Below are 14,566 nucleotides of genomic sequence, written 5' to 3'. Positions count from 1 at the left end.
AACTATGTTACTAGAAAATAAAGAAGTTGCGATTATTGGTGGCGGAATGGGTGGTTTAATGTTAGCCCGCCTTTTACAATTACAAAATAGTATTGTAAAAGTTTACGAAAGAGACCTCAACTCAGAAGTTCGTGTGCAGGGATCTCCTTTAGATTTACATGAAGATTCAGGTTTAATAGCCATGAAACAAGCTGAGTTATTGGATGAATTTTATAAAAACATCCGACCAAACGCCAGCAAAGCCCGAATTGTTGACCAAAATTTTGAATTGAGGTTTGATGAACATGCTATTCTGAAAATTGTTTCCAAGGCTAATTCAGAAAACAATCAAGATTCGCTTCAAGACATTTCAAAACCTCGTCCAGAAATAGACCGTTCAGTTCTTCGAAACATTTTATTGAATTCCCTTTCTCCTGATTCCATTGCCTGGAATAGCCAGTTTACTTCTATGGAAAAAGAAAACGAAGGTTGGCGAGTGCATTTTAAAAACGGAACTACCATTTACGCAGATGTGGTAATTGCTGCAGATGGTGCAAATTCTAAAATCCGTCGTTATATAAGTACTGAAAAACCAATTTATTCTGGAATTACCATGATTGAAGGCACAATTTATAATGCCAAAGAAAATGCTCCCAATCTTTTTGAGTTTTCGAAAGGAGGAAAAGTTCTTGCTTTTGGAAAGGAACAAACCATTATGTACGGCACAAAAGGAGATGGTTCGCTGATGTTTTTACTTAGCAGTAAAATTCCCGAAAGTTGGATTGCAGAAAATGATTTAGACTTTAAAAATAATCAAAAGATTTTTGAATGGTTTAAAGAAGTTTATCAAGATTGGAGTTCTGAATGGGATGAGTTGTTTAAAAGTAACGAATTGTATTTCATTCCACGTCCGCAATATTATTTTCCGTTTAACCAATCTTGGGAGACGTTGAAAAATTTGACTATGATTGGCGATGCAGCGCATAGAATGCCTCCTTTTGCGGGAAAAGGCGCTAACTTAGCTTTGCTAGATGCTGTTGAACTGGCAGACTGTTTGACTAATAATCAATTTTCTGATATGAAAACTGCTATTTCTCACTTTGAAAAAAGAATGCTGGAAAGAGCGGCAATAGCTTTAGAAAATACTTTAAAAAATGGGGAGCAGTTGCATTCTGAAAATGCTTTAGAAAGATTACTTTCGATATTTAACAAAACAGCTAAAACTTAAATCTTTTTATTCCAATTACTTATATTTTTTTATCTAAATTTACAATTACCCGAAAAACATTTTCTTCGCCAATATAAGTTTCACCAAATAAATTTATACCATGAGGCATCTTCTACTCCTATTCTTTATTGCTTGTTTTATGCATTCTACTTTTGGACAAAAAACAGCCGATTCTATTCCGAAAAAAGAAAAGAAAATTGAACTGCGAGTAATGCCTTATATAAGTTACAATCGGAATCTTGATTTTATGTTCGGAGCTATTCCGATGGCAATGTATAAAATGAATCAAGCCGATACTATTTCGCCAAAATCATTATCGGGAATGTCGGCCATTTATACAACTAATAAATCTTATGCTTTGGCTTTTTTCAATAAATGGTATTTAAATGAAGACAAATGGCGTTTGAAACTTTTCTTTTTTAATGGAAATCAGAATTCTCAGTTTTATGTGGATGATATAGATCAGCCTGATTTTTATGATTATGGAACCAAAATAACGGTTATAAGCGTTGGAGGTCAGCGCAAAATCGTTGGAAAATTCTACGGCGGACTTTCTTATACCTATTCGCATTACAATACAGTTTATGAAGATGACATTTCTCCTTCTTCTGTATCGCATAGTAATGCTTTGGTTGTAAATCTATTGTATGATACTCGAGATGCTGTTTATTATCCAACAAAAGGATACAAGATTAAATTGGATTGGTCTACTTATCCTGATTTTTTAGACAATGAATTGGCGTCAAATCGAATATCTTTTCAAGCCAATAGATATATTCCCACTAGAGAAAATAAAGATGTTATTGCGGCTAGAGTCTTTGGCAAATTTGGTCTTGGAAATGTTGCGTTTGAACAGCAGAGCACGATCGGCGGAACAGATATTCGCGGTTATTCTGAAGGAAAATATAGAGGTGCCGGATTAATGGATATCCAGGGTGAATACAGATATAACTTTGCAAACAAAATGGGATTGGTCGGCTTTTTTGGTATTGCGACAATTTATGGTTCTGACACTCCTAGCTTTGACTGGAAAATTTATCCAGGAGGTGGAGTTGGATACAGATACAATCCATTCAAAAAATCAAAATTTAATGTCGGTCTGGACGGCGCTGTTGGTAAAGGAGATTGGGGAGTTTATTTTAGAATCGGCGAAGCTTTTTAATCTTAAAAAAAACACTGTAAAAGAGATGTCTCAAAAAGACAGTCTTTGCTGTTTTTATATAATTTTTAAGTGTTCAAATCCTTTAATTTTTTCCGAATATTTTATTTCCACCGAAACTTTTTGTAAAAATAAGACTAAACCCAATATTTCTACAAACGCTCACTCACACTACTACAGAGCGTTTTATTGTTTCAAAATCTGTTTTTTATGTTTCATTTTATAATCTGCAACATAGAAAAAAAAATTTGATGACTATCTTTCTTTAAATTTGAGTAACCCTCAAATCAAATTCAAATCTTAACTACAATTAATGCTCAAATCAATTTATTAATTTAAGGTAGTTATAAATCTATTGTGCTGCCTTTTCATTCCTGATTGCTTATGGCACAATTTTATTTTTCTTGGAGAATTTGCACTTTATCAAAAAAACTGGCTTTTGCTGCCTTGTTGATTTTTCTTTCAATTTTTCAAACAAATGCACAAAACTGTTCTGTAAATGCTGGAGTACTTAATGTTACTATTTGTGAAACCGATGCATTGGTTTTAACAGGAAACAATCCTTCTCCAATCACTGGCACAGTCAAATGGACACAAATTTCGGGTCCAGCTGTAACTATCAATTCGCCAACAAGTATGAGCACAACTGTTTCTGGCTACACGGGAGGCAATACCTATATTTTTAGATACAGCGCAACCTGTAGCGACGGCATTGTATCCTATCAGGATAAAGTGGTTAATGTTAAACCCATAACAAAAGCCAATGCTGGTGCCAATATTGCAAGCTGTCCAAACAGCAACGGAACATTAGCCATTATTGCAAACACTCCGCAAAATACTGGAGAAACAGGGTATTGGGAAATTGTAGGCACAAACAATGCTGGAGTTGTAATTAATTTTCCAAATTTAGCTACCTCAACCATCAGCCTGCCTGCAACAAGTTGCGGCGTCACAACACTTCAATGGGTTATTGAAGGCCCAGAATATGCTCCTGGACAGCGATGCAGAACCACTTCTCAGATAACGGTAACCAATTATGGAGGTGTAAAACCTGTTTCGGCTGGACCAGATCAAACTTTGAGCAATTGTTACACCACGACACAATCGACAAATTTAGATGCTACATATGGCGGCTGCGGACTTAATGGACAAAATGGACAGTGGACATTTGTGAGCGGGCCAAATACGCCAACTATAAGCAATGCAAATGCCAGCAATACAGGCATTTCTAATCTTGTTGAAGGAACTTATACATTCCGATGGACTGTTACTGGCCCTTGTGCTTCTGGAAATGATACAGTTGTAATTACTGTACCTCCAGCAACTCAAGATGTAACACAACTTCCTGGCGGAGACGAAAACATATTCTTTTGCGATAACACTATAAATCAGGTAACATTAGTTGCACAAACTCCTTTGTATGCAGGTGAAACTGTAGCTTGGTCTCAGGTCTCTGGTGACGGAGGTGCTGTAATTGTTTCGCCAACCAACCCTACAACATTAGTGACCAATATTTTTCAAGGAGGTGATCCGTACCGTTTCCGCTACACCTTGACAAATAATAATACAGGCTGCGTTTTTACCAAAGATTATATTGTACAATATAACGGTCCAACTAGAACTATTCTCGCGAATAACGGAAATGATATCGTCGGAAGCTGTAATGCAACTGTATTTACAATTCCGCTTACTGTAACTGGAACAGGTTCCAACCAATACCGTATTGTAAGTGGTCCTCCACTCTCTCCTCTTGGCCCTTTTCCAACTGCTTTGACAGATGTTGGAAACTCACTGACTTTAACTCTTACTGCACCAGGAGAATATACGGTCGAATTTGTCCGAAAACAAAATGGAGCATTAACTGTTGAGTGTGATTTTGGCTTTGACACCTTGGGAATTTTAGTTTCTGGAGATCCAACCCCGTCTAATGCAGGAACCGATGTAAGCCTTCCTTGCGGAGATACCTCTACTGTTCTTTCCGGAGTAAGTACAGCTGATGGCCTGCATTTTTGGAGCCAGCTCAGCGGTCCCAACACCGCAACAATTGCTGATAACTTTGCCATTGACACACCGGTCACCAATCTTATTTCTGGAACCTACGTCTTTCAGTACATTACAAAAGGCGGCGGTGCGACCTGCGGTTTTTCAGTGGCAACGGTAACCGTTTACGTTTCAGATAGCACGATAAGCAATGTTGACGCTGGAACAGATCAGGTTGTGTGTGCGAGTTCCTTAGTCCCTCTTAGTGCAATACCGGCTGAAGCTGGTGAAATTGGAACTTGGAGTCAAGTTTCAGGTCCCGATACCATTACATTTTCAAATGTAAACGATCCTAATGCTATTGCATCTGGTTTTCTTACGCCGATGGCATCTTATGAATTGCAATGGACGGTATCTTATTCGCACCCAGGTCCATCATGCGGTGCGGCAGTTTCAGATAATGTAACTATTACTACAAATAACAATCAGGCTCCTACTACATCAGATGCAGGACCAAATGCCTGTTATTCGTCTGGTACAACCACTTTTAATCTTAGCGGAAATACCCCAGGATTTGGAGACTATGGAATTTGGACGGTACAACCCTCAACTGGAGTAGTCATTGATAATATAGAAGACCCAAATACCATGGTAACGGTTCCAGGAAACGGAACTTATGTTTTTACATGGTCTATCAGTTCAAGACTAAGAACCTGTATTCCAAGCCAAAGTAGCGTATCTGTTACAGTTGCAGAAACTCCTCCCGTTGCTTCAGCAGGTCCCGACCAAGAAATTTGCGGAACCACAATTACTATGGCCGCTACTCAAAGTGGCGGATCGACAGGTACATGGTCTAGAATTTCGGGCGTTGGAAATTATACCATAAGCGATATTCACGATCCAAATGCTGTTTTTACTTTCTCTTACAGCGGTTATTACATATTCAGGTGGACAGTCGATGCCGGCATTTGCGGTCAGGCATTTGATGACATCAATCTTACTATCGGACTTCCGCCTCATCCAGCAAATGCAGGTCCTGATCAAAATATCTGCAACAACAGCAGCGTTATCATGGCAGGAAGCTCATATGACAGTTTTTTTGAATTAGGGCAATGGTCTGTACTTACTGGTTCTCCTAACCAGCCTACAATTGTAGATCCTTCCAATCCAAATACGGCAATTAATGGTCTTGTAGCTGGAACTTATACATTTCGATGGACTATAACCGCAAAAAGCATATTCTTATGCCCTGGCAGTTTTGATGATGTAGTCGTTGTAGTTGATCCTGCAGCAAATGCAGGTGCTGACCAAACCCACTGCGACGTTACCAGTGTGCAATTGATTGCCAATGAAAATTCAACTGGAACATGGTCGCTAACCAGTACAACAGGAAACCCTGCTGATGTTATAATTACACAATCGCCTTCAAACAGCTATATTGCAAATGCAACCGTGGTTCCTGGAAATGATTATGTTTTTACATTTACTACCACCGGCACTACATTTCCAAATGGCGGTACGTGTACTGGAACTTCAGATTCTGTAAATGTCACTATATTTAATGGTGCCAGCATTGACCCAAATGCTGGTCCAGATCAAACCTTATGTATTAGTGATGTTGGTGGTGTTGCAACTATGAGCGGAAATACTCCGCCTCCCGACGTTACCTCGTTTGAGTGGCGATTTGTATATCAGCCGGCAGGAAGTGTAGCGGTTATTGATACTCCAACTGCACCATTAACAACGGTTTCAAATTTAACCATTCCTGGACTTTACATTTTGGAATGGGTATTTAAAAGCAACGATTGTCGCTCTCTTTCCGATATTGTGAGAATAGAAATGAACGCACCGCCAAGCGGTGCTATTGCTGGTCCTGATGATAATGTTGCCTGCCAGACGACTTATAAAACTGCTGCGGTTCCTCCTACAGTCGGTATAGGAACTTGGACATTTTCTTCTCAGCCTCCTGGCGGAAATGCAGTAATTGACAACCCAAACAGTCCCGTTACTACTTTATCTAATATTAACGTTCTAGGCACGTATGTTTTAACATGGACAGTTAGCAACGGTCCATTTACAAATCCATCATTATGTCAGCCTACTTCAGATGATGTGTCTATTACTTTTAATGATGTTCCTCCATCTATAGCCAATGCAGGTCCTGATCAAGAACTCTGTGATGAAACTAGTGCTACTATGAATGCTGCCACCGTTACTTCAGGAGTGGGAGAATGGACGCAGATTTCTGGTCCAAATACAGCTGGTATAGGATCCCCAAACAATGAAAACTCATTAATGCTTGGCCTAATACCCGGTACTTATGAATTTAAATGGACAGTTACTACAGCCGCCTCAACTAGTTGTATATCTGAAGATACTGTTCTAGTAACTATATACGCAAATCCTTCAACAGCCAATGCAGGACCGGATCAAATTAAACCTCAATTTTCAGCTATTAATATGAATGCAGTTGTTCCAACTGTAGGAACTGGAAACTGGATTCAAACTGCCGGCCCTAGTACAATAGGTTTTACCGATCCTACTAGTCCAACAACGGCTGTAACTGGAACAATTCCTGGTATTTACACCCTTCAGTGGAATGTAACAAATGGAAATTGTGCCGTATCATCAGATTCAATGAATCTTACAATACGTGCCGTAGCCGATCTTGAATTAACTAAAACTGTAACGCCAACAACAGGGAGTGCTGGCGATGTGGTTACTTTTAACATCAATGTTTTTAATAATAATGCATTGGGAGGATCTTCCACGGCTACCAATGTTGCCATACGTGACTTTATTCCGCTTGGTTTTGCGCTTGTTGCCGGATCTGTTACTTCAGCAGGAGTATATAATGTTGGTGACAATACTATTACTTGGAGTGGTATTACAATTCCAAGCGGAAGCATTTTAAATTTATCATTCAAAGCTACTATATTGCCTACAGGAGGATCTTATGTAAATACGGCAGAGGTTATCGCATCAGATCAATTTGATCCAGACAGCACGCCAAACAATCAAAATCCTGCCGAAGATGATCAGGACAGCGCTACAGTAGTCCTTGATGTAGCCGACTTATCGCTTAAGAAAACAGTTTCACCTAGCACGGTTAGCATAAATGACAATGTTATTTTTACCATTTCAGTAACTAATAGCGGTCCAAATAACGCAACTGGAATAACAGTTTCTGACAAATTGCCTCCTGGATATACTTATGTAAGTGACAATGGTGCGGGAAAATACAATAGTCTTACGGGAATTTGGAATGTTGGCAATTTGAACAACGGAAATACGCTTTCTTTACAGATTACCGCTAAAGTGAATGTCGTGACATCAATGAACGATTACTTTAATACGGCGGAAATACAGACTGCTCATCAGTTCGATCCTGATAGTACTCCTGGAAATGGTGTTACAACAGAAGATGATATATCCACAGTCTCGGTTTCTCTAAAACAAGCCGATTTAGAACTTACCAAATCCGTTACTCCTACTTCTGCTGCGGCAGGAGAACAAGTTAGCTTTACTATAAACGTAACTAACTTAGGTCCCGGAAACGCAACTGGAGTTGGTATAAGAGATATTGTTCCTGTTGGTTACACTTTAATTCCCGGCTCTGTATCAAACGGTGGAACCTATCAGGTGGCTACTGCTACTCTAGAATGGAGAAATCTATATCTTCCGGCCAATTCAAATATAGATCTAACTTTCAGCGCTATTGTTAATCCTTTAGGAAATTATCTGAATGTTGCCCAAGTAATAACCAGCGATTTGCCTGATCCAGACAGTGTTCCAAATAACAATGTTCCTACTGAAGATGATCAAGACGATGCCGAAATTACTTTTATCGGTCCTTCTGCTGATTTGTCTTTGGTCAAAAATGTTGTAGCAGGCAATACAAGTCCTGTGGTTGGAAGTCAAGTTTCGTTTGAACTTAAAATAACAAATGACGGTCCAAATAATGCAACTGGAGTACAGGTAACTGATTTATTACCTTCTGGTTTCGAATACGTAAATTATAGTTCGTCTGCTGGAACATACGACAGTACTACTGGAATATGGAATGTTGGTACAGTCGATACTGGTGTTACAGAATCACTTATTTTGGATGCAAAAGTATTGCCTACAGGAGATTATACTAATATAACACAAGTAACAGCCAGTAACCTTCCTGATCCTGATAGTACACCCAATAATGACGATGGAGATCAGAGTGAAGATGATGAAGATAATGTGGTGTTAACTCCTATACCGCCATCAGCAGATTTATCATTGACAAAAACGGTGAGTAATGCTACTCCTTTGGTAGGCTCTGTTGTGACTTTCACTATAATTACAACAAACAGCGGCCCGCAAGATGCAGCTCAAGTTCAAGTAACAGATTTATTGCCTTCTGGATATACTTTTACTACTTTTAATGCAACAAGCGGAACTTATGACAGTGCAACTGGTTTATGGACTCTAGATATATTGGAAAGCAGCGAATCTGAAACATTACAGATAAACGCTATAGTCAACCCAACGGGAGATTATACCAATATTGCTCAAGTTACCAATAGCGACACTCCAGATCCAGACTCAACACCTAATAACGGAGTGCCAACAGAAGATGATTACGGAACAGCAACAACTACACCTATTTCCCAATCTTCTGACTTATCATTAACTAAAATAGTCAACAATGCAACACCATTAGTAGGCTCTCTTGTTACTTTTGAAATTGTGGTAACGAATAATGGACCTCAGGATAATTTTGGAGTGCAAGTAACAGACATTCTTCCTTCAGGATATACATTTACAGGATCCACCATTTCTACAGGAACATACGATACTGCCACAGGAATTTGGACTGTTGGTAATTTAGTAACTGGCGATTCAGAAACGTTGCAGATTGTTGCACAAGTAAATCCAACTGGTATTTACACTAATACAGCCGAAATAACCGCAGCCAATCTTCCTGATCCCGATTCGACACCAAATAACGGAATCACAACAGAAGATGATTATGGAGAGGTTACAACTACACCAGTTCCAACATCAGCAGATTTATCATTAACTAAAACAGTTAGCAACACTGCCCCACTTGTAGGTTCACAGGTAACCTTCAGCATTGAGGTAACTAATTCAGGTCCGCAGGAAGCTAATGGAGTCGCTGTTACCGATTTATTGCCTTCTGGATATGCCTACGTATCATACAGTGCAACAACAGGAAGTTATAACCCGTTAACAGGAGTTTGGACAGTTGGAAATATGCCTGTTTCAGACTCTTATACATTGCAAATAACAGCTTCCGTTAATGCAACAGGAAATTATACTAACAGCTCCGAAATCACAGCAAGCAGCCAGCCGGATCCAGATTCTACTCCAAACAACGGGGTTACAACAGAAGACGATTACGCAGAAGCTACTACAACTCCAATCCCAGCTTCAGCAGATTTGTCGTTAACTAAAACAGTTAGTAATCCTACCCCATTGGTGGATTCTTTAGTAACTTTTGAAATTATAGTTACTAATAGCGGTCCACAGAACGCAACTGGAGTTCAAGTGACCGATTTGCTTCCTAGCGGTTATCAATTTAATGCTTATACTATTTCACAAGGAACGTACAATTCGGCAACCGGCTTATGGAATGTTGGAACTTTACCAAATGGAAATTCCCAAACGTTACAGATAATTGCAACGGTACTGCCTACAGGTAATTATACAAATATTGCAGAAGTAACAGCATCTGATCTGCCTGATCCTGATTCAACACCAAATAATGGAGTACCCTCAGAAGACGATTATGATACAGCAGTGGTAACAGTAATACAAAAAACTCCCGTATCGGACCTTTCATTGACTAAAACGGTAAATAACCCTACCCCATTAGTCGGTTCACAAGTTATTTTTGAAGTTATAATTACCAATAATGGAATAGATGATAACACAGGAGTTCAAGTTACAGATTTACTCCCTTCTGGATATACACTAACAGGATACACTATTTCTACGGGAACTTACACCCCTGCCACAGGTGTATGGAACGTTGGCAATATGATAAATGGAAAATCAGAAACTTTGCAAATTTTGGCTATAGTAAACCCAACAGGAAATTATGTCAATGTTACCGAAGTAACAGCGGCTGATCTTCCAGACCCTAATTCAACTCCAAACAACGGGATTACCACAGAAAATGATTATGCGACAGCAACAACTACTCCAAACCCTCAAGCGGCAGATTTATCTTTAACTAAAACAGTAAATAACCTTTCGCCTCTTGTAGGCTCGCAAGTCATTTTTGAAATTGTTGTAACCAATGACGGTCCACAGAATACAACCGGAGTCGAAGTAACAGACCTCCTTTCAAGCGGTTATACTTTCAGTAGCTATTCTGCCACCAAAGGGACTTATAACAGCGCTACCGGAAAGTGGAACATTGGTTCACTTCTTAACGGAGATTCTCAAGTATTACAAATAACTGCAGTTGTAAATGCTTCTGGAAATTATTCAAACGTTGCAGAAGTAACTGCTAGCGATCTTCCTGATCCCGATTCTACTCCAAATAATGGAATTGCAAGCGAAGATGATTACGCAACCATTGGCAATAGAGTTGTACCATCTCAACAAACAGCCGATTTATCATTGACTAAAACAGTTAATAATCCAACTCCTCTAATTGGTGCTCCAGTCACTTTTGAAATAATCATTACCAATAAAGGGCCGGAAAACACAACAGGAGTTGAAGTGACAGATTTGCTTCCATCGGGATATACATTTTCTAGTTTTACCGCAACAAAAGGAACCTATAACAATGTAACAGGAAAATGGACTATTGGCTCATTAATAAATGGAGATTCGCAAACGCTTCAACTGACAGCCATCGTAAATGCTTCTGGCAATTATTTAAATACAAGCGAAGTTACTGCAAGCAGTCTTCTTGACCCTAACTCAACTCCAAACAACGGAATTACAACAGAAGATGATTATGCTGAAATTGGAACGTCGCCTGTTGTTCCAATGGCCGATTTATCGCTTACAAAAGCAGTCGTGGGCGGTAACTTTAGTCCGATATTTGGTGCTACCATCACTTTTGAAGTAACTGTAAAAAATAGTGGACCGCAAAATGCAACTGGCGTTAAGGTAATAGATATGCTGCCAAGCGGTTATGAATATGTAGTCTACAGTTCAACAGCTGGCCAATATCATAATACAACAGGAATTTGGGATATCGGAACCATACCAAATGGCGGTTCAGAATCTCTATTAATTGGTGCAAAAGTAAATACAACAGGCAATTATTTAAACATCGCTGAAGTGTATGCTTCTAATGAACTGGATCCAGATTCGACACCAAATAATAATGTCAGCGGTGAGGACGATATAAGTTCATTATTGCTAACTCCTGTTCCTGCAGTTTCTGATCTTTCTATCGAGAAAAAAGTAATCAATAATATCCTTACTCCTGCTGTAGGATCAGAAATCTCATTCTCAATCACAGTAACCAATTCAGGACCAAGCAATGCTACTGGCGTTACAATAAAAGATGTACTGCCTTCTGGATATGATTATATTTTTCACAGTTCTACTTCAGGGCCTTATAATCGTTTAACTGGCGAATGGAGTCCAGGAATTATATTGCCTGGAAATAGCCATACTTTAATTTTAAATGTTTTAGTAAAAGCTCCAACAGGCACTGCAGACGAATATTTAAATGTAGCCGAAATCATGACCGCAGATCAGCATGATCCAGACAGTACGCCAGGCAACAGCGTTACAACTGAAGATGATTATGATAGTATTTCTGTTACACCAGTAATTGTAATGGCAGATTTATCTATTAAAAAAACAGCTTTAAATCAAGATGCTGTTTACGATGTAGGTGCAACAGTTATTTTTACTGTCACCGTTACCAATGATGGTCCTGCAGATGCATCTGGCGTAAGAGTCAAAGACTTGCTGCCTCCTGGATTTACTTATCAGACCAGCAGTCCTACAAGTGGGTTATATAACTATGTCACAGGCATTTGGAATGTCGGAAACATTCCTACTGGAACAGATCAATCGCTGGATATTTATACAACAGTGAATAAGCCATCGGGTGCAGCAGGCGAATACACAAATATAACTGAGGTTATAGCCAGTAACCTGCCTGATCCTGATTCAACTCCAAATAACGGGGTTACAACAGAAGATGATTATGACAGCTTACAGATTAAAATTGCAGTTGCCGATTTAAGTTTGGAAAAAACAGCCAGCAACAAAAACGCAAATGTAAACGAAGTTGTAACATTCACGCTCCAGCTTAATAATGATGGACCAAGCACTGCTACTGGAGTTGCTGTTGAAGACTTGATACCGCTTGGATTCAAGAATATTTCGAATATCAATAATGGTGGAATCTTCAGCAAAGATATTATAAAATGGGTGAATCTAACCGTTCCTGTAGGAGGTATTATGCTAACATACGACGCTACTGTAGCAAACCCACTTGGATTGGAAAGCGTAGATTATGTTAATATTGCTCAAGTAACAGCAAGCAATCAATTTGACCCGGATTCTACTCCTAATAATGATAACGGAGATCAAAGCGAGGACGATGAAGATTCTGAATCTATCAATGTTCCTTCTACAGATGTAGCCATTAATAAAGAAGTTGATAAAACAGATGTTCCAATGGACACTCAAGCAACCTTTACCATTACAGCAGAAAACCATGGCAATATAACTGCCACAAATGTAGAGGTTCAGGATGCATTGCCAAAAGGATACTCATTTATAAGCTCAACTGCAAGCTCAGGAACTTATGATTCTAAAACAGGTATTTGGAGTATTCCATCAATCAATGCAGGAGCTTTACAAACGCTAAATTTGACGGTTAAAGTGGTAGATTTTAATGATTATCTGAACACAGCACATTTGACAAAACTGGATCAGATAGATACTAATTCGGCAAACAATCAAGATAGTGCAACTGTTTCGCCAAACTGTCTGAAAATTTACAATGAGTTTTCACCAAATGATGATGGCCAGAACGACTTCTTCTATATTGATTGTATCGAAAGATATCCAAATAATCAGCTCGAAATCTTTAATCGTTGGGGTAACTTGGTTTACTACCAAAAAGGCTATAAAAATACTTGGGATGGAAAAGCAGATGGCTCTGCCAAAACGCTTCCTGAAGGAACCTATTTCTATATTCTTGATTTAGGAGACGGATCTAAAAAAACCTCTGGATGGGTTTACCTAAAATAAAACCATCCAGAAAATGAAAAGTTTAAGAATAGGATTAACCAAAATAGAATTGGCTATGATTAAAAATATAAAAAAGGTTTTCGCGATAATTACTCTATTCTCGGTATATGGAGCCTTTGCACAACAGGACCCGCAATACACGCAATATATGTATAATACAATGACCGTAAACTCAGCTTATGCCGGATCTCTTGGACATTTAACCGTAACTGGTCTTTTAAGAACGCAGTGGGTTGGTATTGAAGGCGCTCCAGATACACAAAGTTTTTCATTAGACACTCCTCTCGGAAAAAATGTCGGTCTTGGAATCTCAATTGTAAATGAAGAAATCGGACCTACAGAAGAACAGTATTTAGATGCAAACTTCTCTTATACCATTAAATCTGGAGAAACCCACAAACTCTCATTCGGATTAAAAGGCGGCGGGCGTGTTATTAATATTGACTGGTCTAAAGGAAGCCACAAAGACCCTGATTCCCAATTTCGAGAAAACATTACCAATAAATTTTTGCCTGTTGTAGGTGCTGGACTATACTGGCATGGAGAAAGAGATTACATCGGAATTTCAGTTCCAAATTTCATGACCCGTGAACGCTATACCTACGATGATATCAGCGATGATCTAGTCAATCAGAGAATACACGTATATCTTATTGGAGGTATTGTTTTTGACCTTTCAGCACATACCAAATTCAAACCAGCCGTTTTGGTAAAATATGTTGCTGGAGCTCCAATTATTGCCGATTTCTCAGCCAATTTCATGTTCAACAATGCCATAACGCTCGGAGCTTCTTATCGTACATCAGATTCGGTTAGCGGTTTAGTCGGCATACAGATAACGCCAATGATTATGGCTGGTTATGCCTACGATTATACTACAACCGCTTTACAAAATTACAACAATGGTACGCACGAAATCATGCTTCGCTTTGAACTAGTTTCACGCAAAAAAGGATTAAAATCACCAAGATTCTTTTAATACGGAT

At 38.9% G+C, this 14,566-nt stretch carries 4 protein-coding genes; all 4 read left to right on the top strand.

The window, feature by feature from the left end:
- Positions 1–4: 4 nt before the first annotated feature.
- Entirely contained in the window at positions 5–1,207 is a 1,203-nt protein-coding gene (locus JI750_RS11785; RefSeq protein WP_202001860.1) for an FAD-dependent oxidoreductase, read from the top strand.
- Between the two features lie 100 nt (positions 1,208–1,307).
- On the top strand, positions 1,308–2,369 hold the full coding sequence (locus tag JI750_RS11780) for a BamA/TamA family outer membrane protein (RefSeq protein ID WP_202001857.1): 1,062 nt from the start codon (positions 1,308–1,310) through the stop codon (positions 2,367–2,369).
- Positions 2,370–2,750: 381 nt separating this feature from the next.
- Positions 2,751–13,580 (top strand): PKD domain-containing protein, encoded by a 10,830-nt coding sequence (locus JI750_RS11775; protein ID WP_202001855.1) that lies wholly within the window; start codon positions 2,751–2,753, stop codon positions 13,578–13,580.
- A gap of 13 nt (positions 13,581–13,593) precedes the next feature.
- Positions 13,594–14,559 (top strand): PorP/SprF family type IX secretion system membrane protein, encoded by a 966-nt coding sequence (locus JI750_RS11770; protein WP_236673025.1) that lies wholly within the window; start codon positions 13,594–13,596, stop codon positions 14,557–14,559.
- Positions 14,560–14,566 lie beyond the last annotated feature (7 nt).

This window comes from Flavobacterium tagetis (assembly GCF_016735615.1).
Classification (GTDB): domain Bacteria; phylum Bacteroidota; class Bacteroidia; order Flavobacteriales; family Flavobacteriaceae; genus Flavobacterium; species Flavobacterium tagetis.
This window is presented reverse-complemented; position numbering and strand designations above follow the sequence as displayed.

Bases quoted from the DNA above. Each gene is read 5' to 3' on its own strand.
- JI750_RS11770 (WP_236673025.1), top strand. From the start codon at position 13,594: ATGAAAAGTTTAAGAATAGGATTAACCAAAATAGAATTGGCTATGATT.
- JI750_RS11775 (WP_202001855.1), top strand. From the start codon at position 2,751: ATGGCACAATTTTATTTTTCTTGGAGAATTTGCACTTTATCAAAAAAA.
- JI750_RS11785 (WP_202001860.1), top strand. From the start codon at position 5: ATGTTACTAGAAAATAAAGAAGTTGCGATTATTGGTGGCGGAATGGGT.
- JI750_RS11780 (WP_202001857.1), top strand. From the start codon at position 1,308: ATGAGGCATCTTCTACTCCTATTCTTTATTGCTTGTTTTATGCATTCT.